Origin of the sequence: Rheinheimera sp. A13L (assembly GCF_000217935.1) — a bacterium.
Taxonomy (GTDB): Bacteria; Pseudomonadota; Gammaproteobacteria; order Enterobacterales; family Alteromonadaceae; genus Pararheinheimera.
The window spans coordinates 1-22931 of sequence record NZ_AFHI01000024.1; the positions used below are offsets into that span (position 1 = coordinate 1).

Genomic DNA, 22931 nt, shown 5'->3' on the forward strand with positions numbered 1-22931 from the left:
GCCAAAGCCACCTTCACGGTGGCTTTGTTATTTGCGCCACCTAAGCGCTGATTTTAAGCCGCCAAACTGCTACAATTCGCGCCCATTTCCAGAAAGTGAAGAGCAACGCCATGCCGTGGATCCAATTACGCGTAAACAGCACTGAAAAACAAGCCGAGCAGGTCAGCGATATGCTGATGAGCTGGGGAGCGCAAGCAGTCAGTTTTGTTGACGCCAAAGACACCCCTATTTACGAACCTATGCCGGGTGAAGTCTTGTATTGGGAAAATACGGTTGTGGTAGGTTTGTTTGACGCTGAACATAACATGGATAAAGTGGTTCGCCAGCTGGAAAAAGCCGCCATTTTCAAAAACGGTGTGCAGTACAAGCTGGAACAACTGGAAGACAAAGACTGGGAAAGGGAATGGATGGATAACTTCCACCCTATTCGTTTCGGTCACAGATTATGGGTCTGTCCAAGCTGGCGCGATATTCCGGATCCAACGGCAGTGAACGTGATGCTGGACCCGGGCTTAGCTTTTGGTACCGGCACTCACCCAACCACAGCACTTTGTATGGAATGGCTGGATGCACAGGAATTGTCGCAAAGTTTAGTGGTCGATTTTGGTTGTGGCTCAGGTATTTTAGGTATTGCGGCATTAAAGCTTGGTGCTAAGCGTGTGGTCGGTATCGACATTGACCCACAAGCTATTGAATCCAGCCTCGCCAACGCCACCCGTAACAGTGTAGAGCAACAAATTGAGTTGTATTTGCCGAAGGATCAACCTGCTTCATTAGAAGCCGATGTAGTAGTGGCGAATATTCTGGCCGGCCCTTTAGCACAGCTTTCTGGCATTATCAGTGCTTACGTCAAACCAGGTGGCCTGCTGGCGCTGTCCGGTATTCTGGAAAGTCAGGCTCAGTCGGTGATCGATGCTTACGCGGCAGAATTTGAGTTTGACCCTGTAGCGGTCAAAGAAGAATGGGTGCGCTTAACGGCACGGAAGAAAGTTTAAGGCCTCATCGTTCGATCTATAGCCTGACTGCTCTACAGGCGACCTGCCCATCAGGTCGCCTGTTTCTAACAAACTCATATCAGTACACCCAACGTTCTGGCAGTATTAACGCAGCGGCGATATAAGCTACTACCACAGCAACCGGAAAACACAGCGCCAGCAATACCACTACAGTGCGGATTAACCAGATTGGTTGCTCATAAAAAGCAGCAAAACCTGCACACACACCTGAAATTTTACGTTTAGCCTTGTTCACAAACCAGGCACTTTTATCTTTTTCTAAACTCATATGCTTACTCTCCAATCTTGTTATAAACCGCTCTGTCTAACAACCAGAGCAAACCAGCTAAAGCCCAGACCACGACAATATTGATAATAATCAGTGACATGTTCTGCCTCTCCCTAAACGCTTTTTGTTCAGACTTCGTCTGCAGCCCAGCTGCCAACAATGCCAAACCATGCTAATACAACCATCAGTGCTGCTATTTCCATTTTGACTCTCCTCACCTTTGTTTATGTTTTTCACTTTTTGCTGATACTCATCAGCGCTTAGTTATTCAGACTTCGTCTGCAGCCCAGCTGCCTACAATGCCAAACCAAGCTAATACAACCATCAGTGCTGCTATTTCCATTTTGACTCTCCTTACCTCTGTTTATGTTTTTCACTTTTTGCTGATACCCATCAGCGCTTAGTTATTCAGACTTCGTCTGCAGCCCAGCTGCCAACAATACCGAACCAAGCTAATACAACCATCAGTGCTGCTATTTCCATTTTGACTCTCCTTAACCTTAGTTAGTGGTTTAATTCATCATCAGTTCATCTGTTGATATCTATACATTGCAGCTGTTATGCCAACTTAAAAATTAATTTCAAGCCACTGTTTTAAATCATTATTTTATGAAAAACATCAAAGCAAGGTTGTTGTTTGAATTATAGTCAAAACACAAAAGTAGCGTTTTTAACCATTTTTTAGTTATTTTTAAATAAGGCAATTTCAATCAAATTCAAACAAGCAGGTGCAACCGACTTGCACTAAAGAGGGATCAGAAAATCAGGGGTATAAAAGGAGCCAGAGAAACAAACTTAGCCATGGAAAAGGACTTAAAAAAACAAAACCCGGTACTACTTAAAACCGGGTTGAAGCAGGAATATCGAACGGGGGTAATAACCAATGCCAGATCACAGATACCAGGCCAACACTAACGACGGGCAATAAAAACAGCCCCAACAAGCCTAATGTTAAGCTCAGCATCCTTAGTTCACCTTAGCTGCCGCAACAACTGTTTGTTTATCAGTTTCAGTGCTGGTGACTAAAGTTGCTTCCAGTTCGGCCAGAGCTTTTTTACTTTGTTCAGCAATGGCCGCTTTTAATTCAGTCATTTGCTGACTCATCAATTCTGTCGCAAAATTGCTGATCGCTTGTGTATTGACTGAAGGTAAGCTCAGCTCATTGGCTTGCGCTACAGGGGTAACAGCAAAAGCTGCAGAGGTAATCAGGACTAACGTAGCGAGTGTTTTCATGGTCGTGCTCCTTAATGAGTAATGAAGTTCACTATCTCTATTTCAAGGTGCGTGCCATACTAATAATATTTTTTAAGTTATTGATAATAAACAACTTAACTAAGATTAAAAGGGGTTTTCAAAATCAAATAAAAAACCAATAAAACAAAAAAGTAGGTGAAATTCACCACTTTTTTGTTTTCAACGTTAAAGCTGTGGCACCTTTTTCAGCGCATCCAGCATCACTTGTGGACCACTGGTCGGCAGATGACCTATTTCACTTAAATGCCGGCGCCATAAACGGGCACCTGGTACGCCCTGAAACAGCCCCAGCATATGGCGTGCTATATGCCAGAATCGTGCACCTTGAGTCATTTGTCGTTCAATGTAAGGCAACATCAACTCAACCACCTGATGGGGTGTAGGTACAGCTCGTGGGTTGTTATAAATAGCAGCGTCGATTTGCGCCAGCATTAGCGGGTTGCTGTACGCCTCGCGGCCTACCATCACACCATCCACATGCTGTAAATGGGTTAAACAATCAGCCAGGGTTTTAACGCCACCATTGATGGAGATATCTAAATGCGGGAAATCTTTTTTCAGCTGATAAACGCGCTCATAATCCAGTGGCGGAATTTCACGGTTTTCTTTAGGGCTTAAACCACTTAACCAGGCTTTACGGGCATGCACAATAAACTGGTTACAACCGGATTCAGCGATAGTGCCGATAAAATCGACTAAAAACTGATAGCTGTCGTGATCATCAATACCAATGCGGCTTTTTACCGTGACAGGAATATCCACTACAGCACGCATTTCATGAATACAGGCAGCCACTAATTCAGGTCTGGCCATCAGGCAAGCGCCAAACATACCATTTTGTACTCTGTCCGAAGGGCAACCTACATTGATATTAATAGCGTCGTAGCCCCTTTCCTGACAAAGCTTAGCGCTATGCGCCATATCTTTAGAGTCTGAACCACCCAGCTGAACTACGACCGGATGTTCTTCGTCATTAAAACCAAGATAATCCCCCTGCCCATAAATAATGGCCCCTGTGGTCACCATTTCGGTATAAAGCACCGCATGTTCAGACAATAAACGGTGGAAATAACGACAATGTTTATCCGTCCAATCCAGCATAGGGGCAATGGAGAAACGGTGATCCATAGTCACAGGCTTGGAGGAGGAAGTATTCGAACTAGTCATAAACGGCTGCCATTTGGTTAATCTGCTGTTTTCTGCAAACTCTGAGCACAGAGTGTAGAAAAATCGCGCGAGTATACACCAGAAGGCCAGGCTTTTCAGTGCAAAGCTTCTGGCTATACTGATTTTTAGCCTTGCTGCATTATGTGACTACAATAGAAATGCAGCTACAGTCAGATGCTGGAGCCTGACAAAATTACAGATTTGTAAGGCAAAAGACTAAAACAAAGGAGCTTGTATGCGTAACTTTCTGGTGTTTATCTTTACATTGATTTGTACCCTTAGCCTGATCTCAACAGCTGAAGCCTGTACCAGAGCTGTTTATAAGGGTCCTGAGCAACTGGTGCTTACTGCCCGTTCGATGGATTGGCGTGATGAGATCCCGGTGAATCTTTGGCTATTTCCCCGAGGTATGCAACGCCAGGGAGAAGTTGGCCCTAACTCAGTGCGCTGGACCTCGCGATATGGCAGCGTAGTCGCCAGTGCCTTTGATATTTCAAGCACTGATGGTTTGAACGAAAAAGGCCTGGTCGCTAATCTGTTGTGGTTAGTGGAGTCACGTTATGCCGACTATGACGGCAGTCAACCCGGTTTGAGTATTGCTGCCTGGGTACAATATATGCTGGATAATTTTGCGACAGTCTCTGAAGCTGTAGAGGCCATGCAGAACGAACCTTTTGTTGTTGTCTCTGCAAATATTCCAGGAACTGACCGTTTAGCCACCTTACATTTATCTTTATCAGACGCTTCAGGCGACAATGCGGTGTTTGAGTATATCAATGGAAAGCTGGTGATCCATCACGATCCGTCTTATACCGTGATGACCAACTCCCCCGTATTTGAAAAACAGCTGGCAATCAACGAATACTGGCGTGAATTGGGAGGCACCACTATGCTGCCGGGAACAAACAGAGCAGCAGACCGTTTTGTCAGAGCCTCGTTTTACCTGCAAGCAATACCTCAGACCAGTGATCCCTGGATTGCGGTAGCCAGCCTGTTCAGTGTGATCCGTAATGCTTCAGTGCCCTTTGGCATTTCATCACCCACTGAGCCCAATATTTCATCTACCCGCTGGCGCTCTGTTTCTGATCATAAAGCACTACGTTACTACTTTGAGACTGTATTAACACCGAATACCTTCTGGGTTGACCTGAAACAAGCTGACCTGCAAAAGGGGCAGCCCGTGCGTAAACTTGCCTTGTCAGAACATCAAACCTACGCAGGAAATGCGGTTTCACAATTCAGGCCAGCCGAAGCTTTTCAGTTTGCAGGCTTGTAGATGGCAACTGAACCATAACAACTGCAGTAAAACTTAACTTTTGTTTTGTATAAGGAATTACCAATTCAAAGGCTGGAGCAGACAAACTTCTGTGATAAACTGCCGCCATTGCTACCGGAGTGAGCTACCTTATGTCGATTGAATCTTTGGTCACCAGAGCCCGCCATATTTGTGATGTGAATGGTGCCCGCTTTACCAGCATTCGTGAAAAAGTGTTTCGTTTATTAGCGCAAACTCACGGTGGTATTGGTGCCTATGAATTACTGGAGCAATTAAAAGCCAGTGAACCCGCAGCTAAACCTGCCACTATTTACCGTGCTTTGGATTTTCTGACCGAACAGGGGTTCATTCATAAAATTGAATCGACTAATGCATTTTTGCTCTGCCATCACTTTGAGCAACATCATCCGGCGCAGTTGCTGATCTGTGATCAATGTGGCCATGTGGAAGAATTACATTCATCCCCATTACAGCAAGAGTTCGTAAAATTAGCCTCAGAAAAAGGCTTTTTAATTCAACGACAAACTGTAGAAGCTCACGGAAGTTGCCAAAGCTGCCTTAAAAAAGCGTCAATTGACTGAATCCGCTTGACGCCTTGCTACCTCAGTGGCTATTTTAGTGATTAGAACCGAATAAAATTGTAAATATTTTAGAAAAAATCATACCAAAACAATAAGCTAGACTTGTGTTATACGACATAGCCACCTAATCTTGAAGTTGGCAATGCACTCAGGTCCAGACTCCGAACAGGCTAATTAAATGAATGTTGAGTATGTAAATCCGTTTCTCTCTTCGTTAGTCAATGTGTTAGGTACCATGGCCAATACTAAAATTGTGCCAGGGCAGCCACGGTTGAAGAAAGACGAGCAGGCTCGCGGCGAAGTATCAGGTTTGATTGGTATGATAGGCCCTACCACAAAAGGGTCATTTTCAGTCACTTTTGAAGAATCCTTAGCGCTGGAAATCATGTCCAGAATGTTGGGAGAGAAACCTGACACTATTAACGCTGATGTGACTGATATGGTGGGTGAAATTACTAATATGGTGACAGGTGGCGCTAAGCGTATTTTGGGTGAAAAAGGCCATGAATTCAGTATGGCGACCCCTGTTGTCGTATCAGGCAAAGGCCATACCATTACTCATAAAACCACTGGTGCTAAAATTTTGATGCCATTTGATTCAGACTTCGGCAAAGTTTTTATTGAAGTCAGCTTCGACGAATAATTTGATCTGCACCTACAAAAAAGCCGACTTCAGTCGGCTTTTTGCTGTTCAGCATTCATATATCTGAACTCGACCCTGCTGGTGATATTACACAGTAACTCATAAGGAATAGTCTGGGCCTGCTCTGCAATTTCTTCGACCGGCAAATCAGTACCCCATAACAGCACTTCATCACCAATCTGCACATCGGCTTTGCCAATATCCACTGTGGTCATATCCATAGAGACACGCCCAACTATCGGATAACGCTCACCTTTAATCAGCACAGGGCAGCCATTGCCGGCCGCTCTTGGATAACCATCGCCATAACCTACAGCCACTACAGCCAGGCGGGTATCTGTTGGCGCAATCCAGGTACCGCCGTACCCTACTTTGTCGCCTTGCTTCACGTCACGCACCGCAATCACGCTGCTGCTAAAGCTCATCACGGCTTTTAATTGATGTTGCTCTGCTCTGCCCCGCTCCATCGGCGAAACGCCGTACAAAGCCAATCCAGGCCGGATCCAGTGACCATGACTTTGAGGCCAGGCCAAAGTTCCTGCGGAATTTGCCAGACAATGCTCACCAGCCAAACCTTCAACTGTTTTAGCAAAGAGATCAATCTGCTGCTGAGTGCTATCCTGCGCCAGCTCATCGGCGCTGGCAAAATGAGTCATCAGCCGCATCGGCTGGATCACATTGGGGCTGTGGCACAACTGCTGGTAGGCCTGTAGAAATTGCTCTGGCAATAAACCTAAGCGGTGCATACCACTGTCCATTTTCAGCCAGACATGGATGGGTGAATCCAGCTCTGCCGAAACTAAAGCCTCAACCTGACTTTCATGATGCACTACCACTTGTAAGTTGCTGGCGACGATCTGTGGTAATTCGTCTGCGTGAAAAAAACCTTCCAGCAGCACTATAGGTTTAACTATGCCACCGGCGCGCAGCATCAGCGCTTCGTCGATACGGGCTACACCAAAAGCGCTGGCGTCTTTTAGCTGTTCGGCCACTTTTAATAAACCATGACCATAAGCATTGGCTTTTAATACCGCCAGCACTTTGCTATTTGGCGCGGCAGCACGCACTTGTTGTAAATTATGCAGTAAGGCCGCTAAATCAATGCGGGCCTGTGGACGACGACTCATTAATACTCGTCCTCAAAACGGGCTGTACCGGCGTAATTATCAAAACGTGAATAGCGGCCATGGAAAGTCAGGCGAATACGACCTATAGGGCCGTTACGTTGTTTACCTATAATGACTTCGGCCGTGCCTTTATCCGGGCTGTCGTCGTGATACACCTCATCACGGTAGATAAACATAATTAAGTCGGCATCCTGCTCGATAGAACCGGATTCACGTAAGTCAGAGTTCACCGGGCGCTTGTCGGCTCGTTGTTCCAAACTACGGTTAAGCTGCGATAAGGCAACGACCGGCACTTTTAACTCTTTGGCGAGAGCTTTTAATGAACGCGAAATTTCGGCGATTTCTAAAGTACGGTTTTCCGATAAACCCGGTACTGTCATCAGCTGCAGATAGTCGACCATGATCATGCTCAGGCCACCATGTTCACGTGCTACACGACGGGCACGGGAGCGCACTTCAGTCGGTGTTAAACCTGAAGCATCATCGATATACATTTTGCCTTTGCTGTTCAGAAGTTCGATGGCGGAGGATAAACGCGCCCAATCTTCATCATCCAGCTGGCCTGTCCGCACTTTGGTTTGGTCAATACGGCCTAAAGATGCCAGCATCCTCATCATAATTTGTTCGGACGGCATCTCTAAGCTGAAAATAAGCACCGGCTTATCGCTGGTAATAGCGGCGTGTTCACACAAGTTCATCGCAAAAGTGGTTTTACCCATAGAAGGACGGGCCGCAACAATAATAAGATCCGACGGCTGCATACCATTGGTCATTTTATCCAGATCCATATAACCCGTGGAGACACCAGTTAAACCACCAGCGCTTGGGTTACGGAACAGCTCATCTATTTTATCTATGGTTTTCGACAAAATGCTGTTGATAGGCTCAGGGCCTTCATTGGAATTGGCGCGCTGTTCTGCAATTTTAAAGACTTTGGTTTCTGCAAAGTCCAGAAGCTCGGCACTGTTGCGGCCTTGTGGGTCGTAACCTGCATCAGCAATATCGTGCGCTACAGAAATCATATCCCGAACCACAGCACGTTCACGCACTATGTCGGCATAGGCCAGAATATTGGCCGCACTGGGAGTGTTTTTGGCAATTTCGCCTAAATAGGCAAAACCACCAACGTCGGCTAATTGCTGGCTGCGTTCTAAAGTTTCAGAAACGGTAATTAAGTCGATAGGCTGGTTGGCTTCAGCCACCCGTGACATCGCAGAGAAAATAAAGCGGTGTGAACGTAAATAGAAGTCGTGCTCAACCACTTTTTCCGAGACCTTGTCCCAGGCATCGTTGTCCAGCATTAAGCCGCCTAAGACGGATTGCTCAGCTTCAATGGAATGTGGCGGCATTTTTACCGCTGCGACTTGTTTATCTCTTTGCTTATTGTCCATAACACCAGAAATTCTAGAAATTGCGCGACAGGTTTATATAGCTTAGATACAGCACCTGCATGGGAGCGATAGCCTACCATTAAAGCATGCTTAAAGGCTTGGAAAAATCAGTAAAGCGGAATTTTTTTAACGTAAAACGAAGGCAAAACGGGGGAAGGATTGGGCACACAAATTTGTGTGCCCAAAAGGCTTATTAAGCCTCAGCAACCACTACTACTTTGATAGTAGTTGTTACTTCTGCGTGTAACTGCAGCGCGATGTCGAATTCGCCAGTTTCACGGATAGTACCGTTAGGTAACTTCACTTCTGCTTTCGTTACTGCAACACCTGCAGCAGTGATAGCATCAGCAATATCACGTGTACCAACTGAACCGAACAATTTGCCTTCGTCACCAGCTTTAGAAGCTAAAGTCACTTCAGCCAGAGCAGCGATTTTCTCAGCACGAGCTTGAGAAGTTGCTAAAGTTTCAGCCAGTTTGGCTTCTAACTCAGCACGACGCTGTTCAAATTTTTCGATGTTAGCTTTGGTCGCTGGAACTGCTTTTCCCTGTGGGAATAAGAAGTTACGAGCATAACCAGATTTAACAGTTACGTTGTCGCCTAAACCACCAAGGTTAGCGACTTTGTCCAACAGAATAATTTCCATTGTAATACCCTCTCTGTATACGGTTTAACCAGTCGCTGCTTAGCTGTGTGAATCGCTGTATGGTAACAAGGCCAGGTAGCGTGCGCGTTTGATAGCGCGAGCTAATTGACGTTGATACTTAGCGCTGGTACCAGTGATACGGCTTGGGACAATTTTGCCACTTTCAGTGACATAATTTTTTAACGTAGCTGTATCTTTGTAATCGATCTCAATCACGCCTTCTGCAGAGAAACGGCAGAATTTACGGCGACGGAAATAACGAGCCATGAAACTTCTCCTAACTTAATATTTCAATCTGTTGGGCATGCAGCACCAGTTTAGACTGACCGCTGCGGCTCTGATGCCGGTTTAAAAAACCTGTCACCCGAACTTTGTTTCCCAGTTTCAAATTGTGAGTTTGTTGCGTCAACCCGGTTCCTGCACAGACTACTTGTAATCTGACATAAACCTGACGGTTAAAACCGGCTTCCTGCTGCACTGATTGGTGCTCAATCACTAAATAACTGTGAGGAATACCGGCCGGACTTTCGCTGTGGTCAACCTGACGGCATATAGTGCCAGTCACGACCAGGCTATTGTCCATCTGCAAATTACTCGTCGTTTGCTACCAGCTCATCTGAATCACGAGGAGCACGGTCACGACGTTCGTCACGTACCTTGGCCATTGGTGATGGCTCAGTCACGGCAGTGTTAGTGCGCATGATCAGGTTACGCAATACAGCGTCGTTGAAGCGGAAGTTAGTTTCCAGCTCGTCAATTACTGCCTGTGGCGCTTCTACGTTCATCAGAACATAGTGAGCTTTGTGCAGCTTTTCGATTGGATAAGCTAATTGACGACGGCCCCAGTCTTCTAAGCGGTGAATTGAACCACCAGCTTCTTTGATCGCGCCAGTGTAACGCTCGATCATTCCTGGAACTTGTTCACTTTGATCTGGGTGAACCATAAACACGATTTCGTAATGACGCATTGTAGCTCCTTACGGTTAGTTAGCCTCGGGTGAGCTCGACCAGACTCGCATAGAGGCAAGGAACGTTCTGGATGGTCGAAGGGGCGGTATTCTAGGGGTTTCTTGCTGTTAAAACAAGCTACAGAACAGATTTTTATTAGCGCTGCCCTTAGTCTGGTTGCACTTTGTTGCTATTTAGGCAAAAAGCCCCCATAACCTTTGCAACTGAGCAAAAAACAAACAGGAATAAAGTCATGGTTTTCAGAACTGAACGCGACAGTATGGGGGACGTAAAACTACCGGCAGAGGCTTTGTATCAGGCACAAACGCAGCGGGCTTTGGATAATTTTCAAATCAGTCAGTTGACTATGCCTCCGGCTTTTATTAAAGCCGTGCTTCGAGTTAAACAAGCAGCTGCTGCCGCTAATCTTGAGTTGGAGTTACTGCAACCAGAAATTGCTTCGGCCATTAGTTCTGCTGCAGAGCAACAACTGCTCAAGCTGGATATGGCGCACTACCCTATCGACCTGTTTCAGACGGGCTCTGGCACCAGCACCAATATGAATGTCAATGAAGTGCTGGCGACTTTAGCCAGTAAAAGTTCAGGCCTTAACATCAGCCCTAACGATCATATTAATCTGGGCCAAAGCAGCAATGATGTGATCCCAACAGCTATTCATTTAAGTGCAGCTGTTGCCAACCATCAGTTAATTGAGACACTCACCAAACTGGAAGCTGTCATAACCACTAAAGCTCAGGCAATTGGTCATATTGTCAAAACAGGCCGTACTCATTTAATGGATGCGATGCCTGTGACTTTTGCTCAGGTGCTATCCGGCTGGCAGGCCCAAATTGCCCATGCCCGGCAGCAACTGGAGTTTGCACAGCAGCAGGTATTAGCATTAGCTCAGGGCGGCACAGCTGTGGGTACTGGTATTAATGCCCATCCGGATTTTGCTGCTTTGTTTTGCCAGAAGCTAAGTAGCCAGACAGGTTTAAAATTTAAACCCAGCTCTAATTTCTTTTTCAGTTTAGGCTCGCAAGACTCTATTGTTGCTTTATCAGGCGCCACCAAAGTGTTGGCTGTGGCTTTACTAAAAATAGCCAATGACTTGCGCTGGATGAACTCTGGCCCGTTGGCAGGTTTAGGCGAAATAGCATTGCCTGCTTTGCAGCCTGGTTCTTCCATTATGCCGGGCAAAGTCAATCCGGTTATCCCTGAAGCTGTGGCCATGGTGGCCGCTCAGGTGATAGGCAACGATGCCACTATTACAGTGGCTGGCCAGTCCGGTAACTTTGAGCTGAATGTGATGTTGCCCGTCATAGCCCATAACATCTTACAAAACCTCGAGCTGTTAAGTTCGGCAAGCTCTGCTTTAGGTGAAGAGGCCATAGCAGGTTTTACAGTGCAAAAAGACAAGATAGACGAAGCCTTGTCGCGTAACCCTATTCTGGTGACGGCACTCAATCCATTAATTGGTTATTTAAAAGCAGCGGAGATTGCAAAGCAGGCTTATAAAGAAAAGCGGCCTGTGATTGATGTGGCAATAGAACAAACCAGTTACAGCAGAGCAGAGTTAGAAAAGTTATTGGACCCGGCCTTGCTTAGCAAGGGTTAGAAGGCTTGGGGTCTGGCCACAAGGCTGACCCCATAACCGGATTACTGGCGCTGACGCACTGCTTCAAATAAGCAGATACCGGTCGCTACCGATACGTTTAAGCTGGAGACTGAACCAAACATCGGGATCTTCATCAGCGAATCACAGAGCTCGCGGGTCAGACGACGTAACCCATCACCTTCAGCACCTAAAGCTATAGCCAAAGGGCCATTGAGTTTCGTTTGATATATAGTGGTGTCAGTTTCACCTGCAGCCCCTACCACCCAAATACCAGCGTCTTTTAACTCACGAATAGTGCGGGCTAAGTTCGTCACCGTAATAAAAGGCACCACTTCTGCTGCACCACAAGCCACTTTACGCACCACAGGTGTGACTTTGACTGAACGGTCTTTTGCTGCAACCACAGCATGCACACCGGCAGCGTCGGCACTTCGTAAAATAGCGCCTAAGTTATGCGGGTCGGTAATGCCATCTAAAATCAGAATAAAAGGGCTAGATTGCTCAGAAATAATACGGGCTAAATCCTGCTCGTTACCTGATTGCTGAGCTCGGGCTCTCGCTACCACGCCCTGATGCTGTGCACCATTCACCTTTTCATCCAAAGCTCTGCGGTTGCAGTACTGCACTGACACGCCAAAATCACGGGCGAATTTCAGCAGCGGCTGTAAACGCTGATCGTCTTTGTCTTTTAAGATAAAAAGTTCAAGAACATCTTCCGGCGCACGTTCAAATAACGCACTTACCGCATGAATACCAAATACAAAATCTGCGCTCATCGCAACCTCTTTGAAAATGACCGAGCCCGGTAACACCGGGCTCAGTTTAACTAGCGTCTATACCCTTCTTACTTGAAGCCGCAGCTTTGTTGACTGCGGTATCTCGCCCCAATCACATAGGAAAACTATGCTCTTGGGGTCTCGAACGCTTGTCGCCGCGCTGCAACTCCAATTAATTTGGGTATAGTGTAGCAAAAACACTGACCTGGCTGTTACTTACGCTTACGTGGCGCTTTGCCAGGACGTGGACCAGCCGGGCTTTTGGCCGCAGGTTTACCAGTAGCTGGTTTTTTCGCTGCAGGCTTTTTATCACCAGCTTTAACCGAAGCTGCTTTACCGGCACCGGCTTTACGGGCACCTTTTTTACGCATCGAGGCTTTTTCTTCCGCAGGTGTCATCGCCGCTTTTTTACTGGCGCTGACTTTGCGATTCGAGGTTGTGCGTTTTTCCATGCCCACTATGCCTAAATCAATTTTGCGCGCTTCCAGATTGACCGCCAGCACTTTGACTTCAATCAGGTCACCCATACGGTATTGCACATTGCTGTGCTCGCCTTTCAGCACCTGACGTTCGGTATCAAAGTGGTAATAATCGTTTTGCAACGAGGTGACATGCACCAGACCTTCAATATACAAGTCGCTGATCCGGACAAACAAACCAAAGTTAGTGACGGTAGACACCACACCTTTAAAGCTGTCGCCTATGTGATCCTGCATATACTCACATTTCAGCCAGTCCGCTACTTCACGGGTCGCATCGTCAGCACGGCGTTCTGTCATCGAACATTGTTCACCCAAAGGATGAATTTGTTTTTCAGTGTAGCCTTTAGGCCCTGTCACTTTCTGACCCTGAGTTTGCAAAATGGCTTTAATAGCACGGTGCAATACCAGATCCGGATAACGACGAATAGGCGAGGTAAAGTGCGCATACGCTTCTAACGCCAGACCAAAGTGACCTAAGTTGTCGCCCTGATACACCGCCTGCTTCATTGAACGCAGCATCGTAGTTTCAATCAGCTCTTTATCCGGTCTGTCCTGCAGTTTTTGCAAAGTCAGCATCAGATCCAAAGGCGTGGGTTCCACCGGCAGATTGGCTTCAATACCTAATTCGGCAAGGAAACGTCTGAAGTTGGCAAACCGATCCGCATCCGGGCGCTCATGCACACGGAACAAAGCAAAAGCTTCATGTTTTTCAATCAGCTTCGCCGCTGAAACGTTGGCTAAAATCATACATTCTTCAATGATCTTATGCGCTTCGTTGCGGTGAATTGGCACTATCTGTTCAATTTTACGATGGCTGTTAAAGATAAAACGGGTTTCGACCGTTTCAAATTCAATAGCGCCCCGTTCGGCCCGTACTTTCGCCATTTGTTTATACAGCGAATACAGGTTATCAATATTGGTTAAGTTGGCTTCGTATTGCTGACGCAACTTCGGCTCGCCTTCTAAAATGGCGTGCACTTTGTTGTACGTCAGACGGGCACTGGAGTGCATCACAGCTTCATAAAACTGGTAACCATCCAGTTTACCTTGTTTGCTGATATGCATTTCAGCGACAAAACAAAGTCGGTCTGTATGCGGATTCAGTGAACATAAACCGTTGGATAACACTTCAGGCAGCATAGGGACTACGTGATCCGGGAAATACACCGAGTTACCACGTTCCAGCGCTTCTTTATCCAGCGGAGTATCCGGCAGTACATAAGCGCTGACATCAGCAATGGCTACCCATAAATGCCAGCCACCATCGGCTTTACGTTCACAGTACACTGCATCGTCGAAGTCGCGGGCATCTTCACCATCTATGGTGATTAAGCCCAGTTGCGTCAGATCCACCCGGCCAGCTTTAGCTTCCATCGGTACTTCAGCACCATAACCAGCTACCTGCTGTTCAACAGCCTGAGAGAACTCGTGTGGGATCTGGTGGTTACGAATAGCGATTTCGATTTCCATACCAGGCGCCATATGTTCGCCCAGCACTTCAATCACTTTACCTACCGCATTGACTCTTTTGCTTGGACGCTGGCTGATTTCAACCAGTACCACCTGACCATGACGCGCTGCGCCTTCTTCACCTGGAGGTATCACTATGTCCTGGCTCAAACGTGGATCGTCTGGTACCACAACACCTAAAGCAAAATCTTTAAAGTAACGGCCTACTATAGGTTCATTACGGGCTTCTAAAATGCGGACTATACGGGCTTCCACTTTGTCGCGGCTGGCAAAATCACTTTTTGATGCCAGCACCACGTCGCCATGCAGCAGACGTTTCATTTCAAAGTTAGGAATAAACCAGTCAGGACCACCTTGTTCCAGCTTTAAGAAGCCAAAACCATCACGGTGACCTAATACAGTACCTTTGACTAAATCCAGGTCGTCGACCAGACCATAACGTTTGCTTTTGTTAAACAGCAACTGGCCGTCACGTTCCATGGCGCGCAGACGTTTTTTCAGCGCAAACATAGCTTCATCGTCTGTCAGCTTTAATTCAGCGGCCAACTCTTCAAAGTAGGCAGGTTGTTGCCGCTGCTTTAAGTGTTCGAGGATAAATTCCCGACTAGGGATGGGGTTTTCATATTTTTCTTGCTCACGCGCAAGATGCGGATCTTTGACCGTCATGTTTTCTCTTTTTCACTAATTCAGCCTGCAGTGTAGCAGTCGCAGGTGAATTTTTCACTACAATGGCCTTTTGGCCCTCGTTAGCGCAGCACCCGGCATTTTGTTTGCCAGCTGAGCTAACAGCTGTTGCACCTGTTGGTGCGTTTTGGTGTCGGCGATCACTGAGTGATGCAGCCAACGGTAACAATCTTCCATATCCAATGGACTGGCGTCGCCTTTGATCAGCATTTGAGCAAAACGCATTTGCGCTTTTAAGTTGCCCAAGCCTGCGGCTTCACGCAGATATAACACAGCTTTGCTGTTGTCCTGCTGAACAAAACGACCAATGTGGTAATAACGCCCTACTTGCTCCAGTGCTTCAGGTAAACCCTGAGATGCAGCCTGTTGCATTAAATCCCAACCTCGTTCAACGTCTTTTTTCACACAAACACCAAAGGCCAGCATATCACCATATAAAAATTGATAGGCTGGCACTTTCATCACATCTGCTCTGGCCTGAATATCATTCACCAGCTGGCAGTCGTCTTTTTGCACCCGCTGTAAGTGACTATTTTGTTTGATTAAGTCCAGTAATTCATCCTGAGTATAAAGCTGCACTACTGTGACTTCCTGCGCTTTGACAGGTAAGCCAAGCAGAGCAATGACTGAACTTAAAACGAAAAAACAAAACTTCATAGTTACCCCGGGCTATAGCCACTGATATTTATACACTTAGATAAAATCTATACAAAAATCAGGCCATCGCAAAAGACAGTGTTCTGACACCAGCTTATCCTGTTTAGTTCGCAGAGCAAATAGCTCATGCCCCCCGATAACAAAAAGGTCGGGAACCTTTTTCACTCACATCATCCATGACGTTCGCCTTCGGCAGCTAAAGCTGTGCAAAACGGCTGTCCTGCCGTTTTTTGAACAACGCGTCAGCGTTGGCCTGGAAGGCATTTTACAGGATAGTAAAATGCAAAAAACGCTGCACATGGCAGCGTTTTTTCTTTTTACCGAAGATTAAACGGCAAATGGATGACGCAGCGTGATGGTCTGAATACGATCCGGGCCTGTTGAAATAATATCAATAGGTACGCCTGTGATCTCTTCCAGACGGCTGATGTAGTTGCGAGCCTGAACTGGTAACTCTTCCAGCTTCTGTACACCAAAAGTACTTTGGGTCCAACCCGGCATTTCTTCAAAGACCGGAGTGACAACTTCATAGCCTTCTGCTGCCATTGGAGGCACATCAGTGATAGAACCGTCAGCTGCTTTATAACCAATACAGATTTTGACAACACTTAAGCCATCTAAAACGTCGAGCTTGGTTAAGCAGAATCCAGAGATACTGTTTAACTGCACTGCACGTTTTACTGCAACAGCATCAAACCAACCACAACGGCGTTTACGGCCAGTAGTTGCGCCAAATTCATGGCCTTTGACACCTAAGTGTTCACCGACTTCACAGTCCAGTTCTGTTGGGAACGGGCCTGAACCAACACGGGTGGTATAAGCTTTCACAATACCTAACACATAGTCTAAGTAACGTGGGCCAAAACCAGCACCAGTAGCGACGCCGCCAGCAGTGGTGTTAGACGAAGTCACGTAAGGGTAAGTACCATGGTCAATGTCTAATAAAGTACCCTGGGCACCTTCAAACATGATTTCTTTACCGGCTTTACGGGCTTTATCCAGTAAATCGGTAACGTCTACGACCATAGGCTTTAACACATCAGCTATAGCTAAGGCATTGTCTAAAGTGGTTTGGAAGTCGATCGCATCCACTTTGTAGTACTGAGTTAAAGTGAAGTTGTGTAAGTCCATCAGAACTCTCAGCTTTTCAGCAAACAATTCAGGATTAAACAAATCACCTACACGCAGACCACGACGCGCTACTTTGTCTTCATAGGCTGGACCAATACCACGACCTGTAGTACCAATTGGCTTATCGCCACGTGCTACTTCGCGCGCTTTATCCAAAGCCACATGGAAAGGCAGGATTAACGGACAAGCTTCGCTCAACAACAGACGCTCTTTCACCGGAACACCTTTCTGTTCCAGCATGGCCATCTCTTTTAATAAAGCTTCAGGGGATAAAACCACACCGTTACCAATCACACATTTTACGTTTGCACGTAAAACACCTGATGGGATCAAGTGCAGTACCGTTTTTTCACCGTCTATTACTAACGTGTGACCGGCATTATGGCCGCCTTGATAGCGCACCACATAGCTTGCCTTGTCAGTTAACAAGTCAACGATTTTTCCTTTTCCTTCGTCACCCCATTGGGTTCCGAGTACGACAACGTTTTTGGCCATGGTTCCTACATCATGGAGAAAAATTAGGCGGGGATTCTACCAAATTAACAACCAAAGTTCAGCGCGATTGAGAAAAAAAAACCAGATATTTTCTTTCTGGTTCTTTTTCAACAACTAAAGGGGCAAAAAATGCTTAAGGCGCAAAGAAAATCAGCAGTAAAACTCCGGCGATCACTAAAAAACCACCCAGCTGTTGCATCTGCACTGTAGATTGATCTGCAATTTTTCGCAGGTATGAACGCCATCTGTTCGGAAAAAACATAGGGCCCAAACCTTCAATGATCAGGACCAAGCCTAAAGCAGCCCACCAGTAGTCCGCCATTTAGCTAATATCCTTTAAACAAGACAAATTGTAATCTGTTGCATTGTGATACAAAGCGAATCCAAATCTTAGCCTGTCACCCCGGTAATCCGTCATAATGCCCTGCTGTTTTAATGCAGAAGCAATACGGGCGACATCTTCGGCGGCAAAACGAAAAGTTAAAAACTGGCCTTGTTGCTGATTTTGTTTATCCAGTAAATGCCGGCGATTCAGCAGTGGATGCTGCATCTCATCCAACAGAAGAAGAAAAGCCTGCTGCAGACTGTGAATATAAGCCTGTGCCTTTTCTACTGTGATTTGCTGCTGGTGATACAAATCAAACACAGCCAATACACGGTACAAAGCAGAGCAATCCATAGTAGCACCGGCGAAGCGATAACCATTGTTGGCGTATTGCACCTGGCCTTGTTTGGCCTTTGCCAGTTCACCAAATTCAGCAAACCAGCCTGTGTAGATGGGTCTGTGTTCACTACTTTGTGGCACAGCCATAAAACAGCAGCCTTCCCCACCCTGTGCATACTTATAACTGCCAGCCAGATAAAAAACACGCTTTGCTATAGCAGATAAATCAGTTGGCACTGCCATAAAACCATGGTAACCATCGACCACTATCATAGCGTCAGTGACTTTATCCAGCGTCTGCACCAAAGCTGTTAAATCTTTGATACCGACACCAGAGTTAAAAAACACCTGACTGAAAAAGACCAAATCTGTGTGCTGTGCAGCCACTGCAGCTTCTAATCGCTCTGGCAAAGTAGCAAAAGGTTCTGTGGGCACCCGAATCACATTAACTGTATTTAATTCAGAGAGGCGGTTGATTTGACGATGAAAGCTATGAAACTCACTGTCTGTAGTGACCACGGTCAAAGGGGTGGACCAGTCAAAACAACTTAATAAACGCATGACAAATTCATGAGTATTAGGCGCAAACACAATTTGCTCTGGTTCAGGCAGCTTTAAAATACGGGCTATATGTTGCTGTACAGCCGGCACCTTTTCACCAAACACCAGCTCCCATTTGTCGTCCACCAATCTGGCACTGTCATCCCAGTAGGCCAAAGTGGCATCACGGGTGACGTCAGGCCAATAGTGGTGGGAATGGCAGGCAAAATGTTGTTTACCAGGGTTGGCTTTTAAGAAGTGCTGATAAAACTGCTGATACATAAAGAGATCCTTACATAAGATGCAGCCAGAGTAACCGAAAGCAGTTCAAATAGAAAAGGCCCCGCGGGGCCTTTTCTATTTAGTGAAAACCAGCTGTTGTCAGCTTAGTTTTGCACTTTGTCCGACTTCATATATTTGAAGAAGTCGTTGTCTGGCTGAATAACCATCACATCGTTTTTGTTTTGGAAGCTGTTTCTGTAGGCCTCTAAACTACGAACAAAACTGTAGAACTCGCTGTTTTTGCTGTACACGTCTGCATAAACTTTTGCAGCAGAAGCATCACCTTCACCACGCACAGTACGGGAGTTACGTTCAGCGTCAGCTACCATAATAGTTACGCGGGCATCCACGTCAGCTTTGATAATTTCAGACTGTTCCATACCACGGCTGCGGTGTTCTTTTGCCACAGCAGTACGTTCAGCACGCATACGTTGGAAAATCGAGTTACTGATTTCATCAGGTAAGTTGATTTTCTTCACGCGAACGTCAAGGATATCTATACCTAATTCTTTTGCACCAGCAGCAGCTTGTTCCATCGCTCGTTGCATCAACTGAGTACGTTCACCTGATACAATTTCCTGAATGGTACGGCTACCAAACTCTGTACGTAAACCGTTGTTGATATACTGCTTTAACAGCACTTCAGCCTGAGACAAATTACCGCCTGTTGATAAGAAATACTTACCAAAGTCGGCAATACGCCATTTCACGTAGCTGTCAACCAATAAGTCTTTTTTCTCGGCAGTTACAAAACGATCAGATGACGGATCGGCCAATGTCTGGATACGGGCATCAAGCTTACGAACGTTTTCAATCAGCGGCATTTTAAAGTGCAGGCCTGGTTCAAATACACGCACCAGTTCTGCGTCATCACGCTGGATTTTACCAAAACGGATCACAATACCGCGTTCGCCTTCAGGGATAACAAAGACTGAAGACACTGCAACAATACCAAGGATAGCAATTAAGGCTAATACTAAATTTTTCATCACTTAACCTCTGCCAGTTCTGGTGCTGTCAGCACGGCTTGCTTCAGGACGCAGATCCGGAGTTCTGCCATCGTTACTATTGGTTCTGCTGTTTGGCGACAAAGGATTTATAGCAGGAGCTTTGGTATCGCCGCTGTTATTGATCATTTTGTCCAAAGGTAAATACATAATGTTGTTACCATTTTTCACATCAACCAATACCTTCGAGCTGTTGCCATACACCTGTTCCATAGTCTCTAAGTACATACGGTCACGGGTCACTTGCGGTGCAGCCAGATATTCAGGTAAAAGTTTCTCGAAACGAGCCACTTCACCCTGAGCTTTTAACAAAATTTGTTGTTTATAGGCTTCTGCTTCCTGCATCATCCGGTTCACCTGACCACGGGCACGTGGTTCAATTTCACGGGCATAAGCTTCAGCTTCACGGATATAACGTTGTTCATCTTCCTGTGCTGAAATCGCATCATCAAAAGCTTCTTTCACTTCTTCTGGTGGACGGGCATCACGGAAGTTCACATCAACTAATTCCAGACCCATAGTGTACAAAGAGATAATTTGTTCAAGCTCGGTTCTGGTGTTTTGACGGATCACTTCACGACCTTTCGTCAGTACGTCATCCATGACAGAGTGACCTACGACATAACGTAAGGCTGCGTCTGTGGCTTCACGTAAGCTGCTGTCGGCATCGACTACAGAGAACTTGTAAGCACGGGCGTCAAACACACGGTACTGAATTTCAAAGGTGACACGAACCAGGTTTTGATCCTGAGTCAGCATAAAACCATCAGTACGTAATGAACGAACGCTGGTGATATCAACTGGCGTCACTGTATCGATAAAAGTGGGTTTCCAGTGAATACCTGGCATCACTTCTGAGTGATACTGACCAAAACGTAAGATCAAACCACGTTCTGATTCTTTAATGGTATAGAAACCGCTGAAAGCCCAGACCAGTAATGCAACCACCAGTATCAATATCAGCGCGGCAGAACCACCACTGTTATTACTGTTGCTGTTACCGCTGTTTTTATTGCCACCAAAGATACCACCGAACTTTTTGCTTAAGTTGCGGAAGACTTCATCTAAATCGGGCGGGCCTTGATCACGACCACCTTGTTTCCAAGGGTCTTTATCTTTGCCGTTATTGCCCGGCTCGTTCCAAGCCATGCTTCACTCCATCTCTAATTGTGATATTGAAACTAATGTATCAAAAAAAGCTCAGGGCTGACGATAAAAAAACTAAGTTCGGACTATATAGTTTTGTAACAGTCCGTCACTTTGTTTCAGTAAACGTGCCCACTCTGCTTTTGATAACGCTATTCTCACCTGAGTTTCACCCAGATCGGTAAAAGATTCAGTCTGAACCGCTGATAATTCATGTAAACGTGCCCGCCACACAGCTGCATCGGCAGGCAACTTTAAATCCAGCTGCATATAATCATCAGCTAAACGCTCGCGGATCACTTGCAGCAGCAATTCGATACCCACACCTTGCTTTGCAGAAATATATACGGCAATGGGTTCAGCCTGCTCGTTGTATTCTATACGGGCCTGCTGCTCAGTCTGGTCAATTTTATTAAACACCAGTAACTGTGGCACCTGATCAGCGTCAATCTCATGCAGCACCAGTTGCACTTGCTTGATATTGTCCGCCATACGCTGGTCGGCCACATCAATCACATGCAATTGTAAGTCTGCATCACGGCTTTCCTGCAAGGTTGACTTAAAAGCCGCAACTAAGTCGTGAGGCAAGTGCCGGATAAAACCAACGGTATCGGCAAAAATGATAGAGCCAAACTCCTGCAGTTTAACTTGCCGCAATGTTGGGTCCAAAGTAGCAAACAGCTGATCGGCTGCATACACATCCGAACTGGTCAGGCGGTTAAATAAAGTAGATTTACCAGCATTGGTGTAGCCTACCAAAGACACCACAGGAATTTCAGCACGCTGCCTGGCTTTACGGCCTTGTTCGCGTTGCTTACTGACTTTATCCAGCTTCAGTAACAAAGCCGTGATTTTATCCCGCAGTAAACGTCTGTCGGTTTCGAGGCGGGTTTCCCCCGGCCCTCTCATGCCTATGCCGCCTTTTTGCCGCTCAGCATTATCCCAGCCACGCACTAAACGTGACGACAAATGTTTCAGCTGAGCCAGTTCAACCTGCAGCTTACCTTCGTAACTGCGGGCGCGCTGGGCAAAAATATCCAGGATCAAAGTGGTACGATCAATAACCCGGCACTGACAAAGCAATTCCAGGTTACGGGTTTGAGCTGGGGTTAAAGAGTGATTAAAAATAATCAGATCAACTTGTAGCTCAGCGACAGCTTGCGCTAGTTCTGCCGCTTTGCCACTACCAAGAAAAAATTTGGCGTCGATCGTACTACGGTTGGCAGTCATCACAGCACGTGATTCAACTCCAGCCGACGAAACAAGCATCTCCAGTTCCTGCAAATCTTCACTGGCACTGTCTTGTGAAAGATAGATATGCACAAGGATCGCTTGCTCGGGCACCATATCGCTGTCAAACAAGCTGTAGAATTCCTGGTTATTCCATCTCGTCCATATCGCCTGTACCAGTACCATGGCTAGCCATAGTATTGACAGCACGAGCTGGGACTACAGTAGAAATGGCATGTTTATAGACCATTTGACTGACTGTGTTTTTAAGAAGGATCACAAATTGATCAAAAGACTCGATTTGTCCCTGCAGTTTAATACCGTTCACCAGATAAATAGAGACTGGGATACGCTCGCGTCTTAAAGTATTTAAAAACGGGTCTTGTAACGATTGGCCCTTTGCCATTTTCGCTTTCCTTATTTCTAATTATG

The 22931-nt window shown here is 46.2% G+C and carries 25 protein-coding genes; 5 read left to right on the forward strand and 20 right to left on the reverse strand.

Annotated elements, in window-relative coordinates; all coding sequences use genetic code 11:
- The first annotated feature begins 110 nt into the window (after positions 1–110).
- On the forward strand, positions 111–995 hold the full coding sequence (gene prmA, locus RHEIN_RS13520; RefSeq protein ID WP_008899537.1) for a 50S ribosomal protein L11 methyltransferase: 885 nt from the start codon (positions 111–113) through the stop codon (positions 993–995).
- 79 nt (positions 996–1074) lie between these two features.
- Here the strand turns inward: prmA and RHEIN_RS13525 are convergent, their stop codons facing one another.
- The 4 genes from RHEIN_RS13525 to dusA all read right to left on the reverse strand — a co-directional run bounded on the left by RHEIN_RS13525 (position 1075) and on the right by dusA (position 3705).
- Positions 1075–1284, reverse strand: coding sequence for a PspC domain-containing protein (locus RHEIN_RS13525; RefSeq protein WP_008899538.1), 210 nt, complete (start codon positions 1282–1284; stop codon positions 1075–1077).
- An 838-nt stretch (positions 1285–2122) separates the two neighbouring features.
- Positions 2123–2248 carry a hypothetical protein gene (locus RHEIN_RS21365; protein WP_272941642.1) on the reverse strand — a complete coding sequence of 42 codons (126 nt, stop codon included), beginning with the start codon at positions 2246–2248 and terminating at the stop codon, positions 2123–2125.
- A gap of 2 nt (positions 2249–2250) precedes the next feature.
- A complete protein-coding gene (locus tag RHEIN_RS13530; protein ID WP_008899540.1) occupies positions 2251–2517 on the reverse strand; it encodes a hypothetical protein in 267 nt (88 codons plus the stop codon).
- Between the two features lie 186 nt (positions 2518–2703).
- Positions 2704–3705 (reverse strand): tRNA dihydrouridine(20/20a) synthase DusA, encoded by a 1002-nt coding sequence (gene dusA, locus RHEIN_RS13535; protein WP_008899541.1) that lies wholly within the window; start codon positions 3703–3705, stop codon positions 2704–2706.
- Between the two features lie 235 nt (positions 3706–3940).
- Here dusA and RHEIN_RS13540 point away from each other — a divergent pair, with 235 nt between their 5' ends.
- The 3 genes from RHEIN_RS13540 (at position 3941) to RHEIN_RS13550 (ending at position 6205) form a co-directional block, all read left to right on the forward strand.
- Positions 3941–4981, forward strand: coding sequence for a linear amide C-N hydrolase (locus RHEIN_RS13540; protein ID WP_008899542.1), 1041 nt, complete (start codon positions 3941–3943; stop codon positions 4979–4981).
- Positions 4982–5112: 131 nt separating this feature from the next.
- Positions 5113–5562 carry a transcriptional repressor gene (locus RHEIN_RS13545; RefSeq protein WP_008899543.1) on the forward strand — a complete coding sequence of 150 codons (450 nt, stop codon included), beginning with the start codon at positions 5113–5115 and terminating at the stop codon, positions 5560–5562.
- Positions 5563–5740: 178 nt separating this feature from the next.
- A complete protein-coding gene (locus RHEIN_RS13550) occupies positions 5741–6205 on the forward strand; it encodes a chemotaxis protein CheX (RefSeq protein ID WP_008899544.1) in 465 nt (154 codons plus the stop codon).
- Positions 6206–6234: 29 nt separating this feature from the next.
- On the opposite strand, the gene alr is transcribed toward RHEIN_RS13550, so the two are convergent.
- From alr to rpsF, 6 genes are all read right to left on the reverse strand, one after another.
- On the reverse strand, positions 6235–7332 hold the full coding sequence (gene alr, locus RHEIN_RS13555) for an alanine racemase (RefSeq protein WP_008899545.1): 1098 nt from the start codon (positions 7330–7332) through the stop codon (positions 6235–6237).
- Positions 7332–8723, reverse strand: coding sequence for a replicative DNA helicase (dnaB, locus tag RHEIN_RS13560; protein WP_008899546.1), 1392 nt, complete (start codon positions 8721–8723; stop codon positions 7332–7334). Before dnaB ends, alr begins: the two co-directional genes overlap by 1 nt.
- Positions 8724–8916: 193 nt before the next feature.
- Positions 8917–9369 carry a 50S ribosomal protein L9 gene (rplI, locus tag RHEIN_RS13565; protein WP_008899547.1) on the reverse strand — a complete coding sequence of 151 codons (453 nt, stop codon included), beginning with the start codon at positions 9367–9369 and terminating at the stop codon, positions 8917–8919.
- A gap of 39 nt (positions 9370–9408) precedes the next feature.
- Entirely contained in the window at positions 9409–9636 is a 228-nt protein-coding gene (gene rpsR, locus RHEIN_RS13570) for a 30S ribosomal protein S18 (RefSeq protein WP_008899548.1), read from the reverse strand.
- Positions 9637–9646: 10 nt separating this feature from the next.
- Positions 9647–9952, reverse strand: a complete 306-nt coding sequence (priB, locus tag RHEIN_RS13575) for a primosomal replication protein N (RefSeq protein ID WP_008899549.1) — start codon at positions 9950–9952, stop codon at positions 9647–9649.
- 7 nt (positions 9953–9959) lie between these two features.
- Positions 9960–10337, reverse strand: a complete 378-nt coding sequence (gene rpsF / locus RHEIN_RS13580) for a 30S ribosomal protein S6 (protein ID WP_008899550.1) — start codon at positions 10335–10337, stop codon at positions 9960–9962.
- Between the two features lie 233 nt (positions 10338–10570).
- On the opposite strand from rpsF, the gene RHEIN_RS13585 reads away from it, so the two are divergent.
- Positions 10571–11935, forward strand: a complete 1365-nt coding sequence (locus RHEIN_RS13585; RefSeq protein WP_008899551.1) for a class II fumarate hydratase — start codon at positions 10571–10573, stop codon at positions 11933–11935.
- 41 nt (positions 11936–11976) lie between these two features.
- Here RHEIN_RS13585 and rlmB read toward each other — a convergent pair whose 3' ends face one another.
- The 10 genes from rlmB to hfq all read right to left on the reverse strand — a co-directional run bounded on the left by rlmB (position 11977) and on the right by hfq (position 22905).
- Positions 11977–12711: a 23S rRNA (guanosine(2251)-2'-O)-methyltransferase RlmB gene (gene rlmB, locus RHEIN_RS13590; protein WP_008899552.1), complete on the reverse strand. Its 735-nt coding sequence runs from the start codon at positions 12709–12711 to the stop codon at positions 11977–11979.
- Positions 12712–12923: 212 nt separating this feature from the next.
- Positions 12924–15329: a ribonuclease R gene (gene rnr, locus RHEIN_RS13595; RefSeq protein ID WP_008899553.1), complete on the reverse strand. Its 2406-nt coding sequence runs from the start codon at positions 15327–15329 to the stop codon at positions 12924–12926.
- A gap of 57 nt (positions 15330–15386) precedes the next feature.
- Positions 15387–16004, reverse strand: a complete 618-nt coding sequence (locus RHEIN_RS13600) for a tetratricopeptide repeat protein (protein ID WP_008899554.1) — start codon at positions 16002–16004, stop codon at positions 15387–15389.
- 327 nt (positions 16005–16331) lie between these two features.
- Entirely contained in the window at positions 16332–17630 is a 1299-nt protein-coding gene (locus RHEIN_RS13605; RefSeq protein ID WP_008899555.1) for an adenylosuccinate synthase, read from the reverse strand.
- A gap of 133 nt (positions 17631–17763) precedes the next feature.
- Entirely contained in the window at positions 17764–17952 is a 189-nt protein-coding gene (locus tag RHEIN_RS13610) for a DUF2065 domain-containing protein (RefSeq protein WP_008899556.1), read from the reverse strand.
- Positions 17953–19116 carry an aminotransferase class V-fold PLP-dependent enzyme gene (locus RHEIN_RS13615; protein ID WP_008899557.1) on the reverse strand — a complete coding sequence of 388 codons (1164 nt, stop codon included), beginning with the start codon at positions 19114–19116 and terminating at the stop codon, positions 17953–17955.
- Between the two features lie 104 nt (positions 19117–19220).
- A complete protein-coding gene (gene hflC, locus RHEIN_RS13620; RefSeq protein WP_008899558.1) occupies positions 19221–20105 on the reverse strand; it encodes a protease modulator HflC in 885 nt (294 codons plus the stop codon).
- Positions 20106–20108: 3 nt separating this feature from the next.
- Positions 20109–21272 (reverse strand): FtsH protease activity modulator HflK, encoded by a 1164-nt coding sequence (gene hflK / locus RHEIN_RS13625; protein WP_008899559.1) that lies wholly within the window; start codon positions 21270–21272, stop codon positions 20109–20111.
- 72 nt (positions 21273–21344) lie between these two features.
- On the reverse strand, positions 21345–22631 hold the full coding sequence (gene hflX, locus RHEIN_RS13630) for a ribosome rescue GTPase HflX (RefSeq protein ID WP_008899560.1): 1287 nt from the start codon (positions 22629–22631) through the stop codon (positions 21345–21347).
- 16 nt (positions 22632–22647) lie between these two features.
- A complete protein-coding gene (gene hfq / locus RHEIN_RS13635; RefSeq protein WP_008899561.1) occupies positions 22648–22905 on the reverse strand; it encodes an RNA chaperone Hfq in 258 nt (85 codons plus the stop codon).
- Between the last annotated feature and the right edge of the window lie 26 nt (positions 22906–22931).

Coding starts and splice junctions, on each gene's coding strand:
- RHEIN_RS13615 (WP_008899557.1), bottom strand. CDS start 19,116: ATGTATCAGCAGTTTTATCAGCACTTCTTAAAAGCCAACCCTGGTAAA.
- rplI (WP_008899547.1), bottom strand. CDS start 9,369: ATGGAAATTATTCTGTTGGACAAAGTCGCTAACCTTGGTGGTTTAGGC.
- RHEIN_RS13600 (WP_008899554.1), bottom strand. CDS start 16,004: ATGAAGTTTTGTTTTTTCGTTTTAAGTTCAGTCATTGCTCTGCTTGGC.
- dnaB (WP_008899546.1), bottom strand. CDS start 8,723: ATGGACAATAAGCAAAGAGATAAACAAGTCGCAGCGGTAAAAATGCCG.
- RHEIN_RS13525 (WP_008899538.1), bottom strand. CDS start 1,284: ATGAGTTTAGAAAAAGATAAAAGTGCCTGGTTTGTGAACAAGGCTAAA.
- rlmB (WP_008899552.1), bottom strand. CDS start 12,711: ATGAGCGCAGATTTTGTATTTGGTATTCATGCGGTAAGTGCGTTATTT.
- RHEIN_RS13540 (WP_008899542.1), top strand. CDS start 3,941: ATGCGTAACTTTCTGGTGTTTATCTTTACATTGATTTGTACCCTTAGC.
- RHEIN_RS21365 (WP_272941642.1), bottom strand. CDS start 2,248: ATGCTGAGCTTAACATTAGGCTTGTTGGGGCTGTTTTTATTGCCCGTC.
- rnr (WP_008899553.1), bottom strand. CDS start 15,329: ATGACGGTCAAAGATCCGCATCTTGCGCGTGAGCAAGAAAAATATGAA.
- rpsR (WP_008899548.1), bottom strand. CDS start 9,636: ATGGCTCGTTATTTCCGTCGCCGTAAATTCTGCCGTTTCTCTGCAGAA.
- RHEIN_RS13550 (WP_008899544.1), top strand. CDS start 5,741: ATGAATGTTGAGTATGTAAATCCGTTTCTCTCTTCGTTAGTCAATGTG.
- RHEIN_RS13530 (WP_008899540.1), bottom strand. CDS start 2,517: ATGAAAACACTCGCTACGTTAGTCCTGATTACCTCTGCAGCTTTTGCT.
- priB (WP_008899549.1), bottom strand. CDS start 9,952: ATGGACAATAGCCTGGTCGTGACTGGCACTATATGCCGTCAGGTTGAC.
- rpsF (WP_008899550.1), bottom strand. CDS start 10,337: ATGCGTCATTACGAAATCGTGTTTATGGTTCACCCAGATCAAAGTGAA.
- dusA (WP_008899541.1), bottom strand. CDS start 3,705: ATGACTAGTTCGAATACTTCCTCCTCCAAGCCTGTGACTATGGATCAC.
- alr (WP_008899545.1), bottom strand. CDS start 7,332: ATGAGTCGTCGTCCACAGGCCCGCATTGATTTAGCGGCCTTACTGCAT.
- RHEIN_RS13605 (WP_008899555.1), bottom strand. CDS start 17,630: ATGGCCAAAAACGTTGTCGTACTCGGAACCCAATGGGGTGACGAAGGA.
- hflK (WP_008899559.1), bottom strand. CDS start 21,272: ATGGCTTGGAACGAGCCGGGCAATAACGGCAAAGATAAAGACCCTTGG.
- RHEIN_RS13585 (WP_008899551.1), top strand. CDS start 10,571: ATGGTTTTCAGAACTGAACGCGACAGTATGGGGGACGTAAAACTACCG.
- hflC (WP_008899558.1), bottom strand. CDS start 20,105: ATGAAAAATTTAGTATTAGCCTTAATTGCTATCCTTGGTATTGTTGCA.
- RHEIN_RS13545 (WP_008899543.1), top strand. CDS start 5,113: ATGTCGATTGAATCTTTGGTCACCAGAGCCCGCCATATTTGTGATGTG.
- hfq (WP_008899561.1), bottom strand. CDS start 22,905: ATGGCAAAGGGCCAATCGTTACAAGACCCGTTTTTAAATACTTTAAGA.
- RHEIN_RS13610 (WP_008899556.1), bottom strand. CDS start 17,952: ATGGCGGACTACTGGTGGGCTGCTTTAGGCTTGGTCCTGATCATTGAA.
- prmA (WP_008899537.1), top strand. CDS start 111: ATGCCGTGGATCCAATTACGCGTAAACAGCACTGAAAAACAAGCCGAG.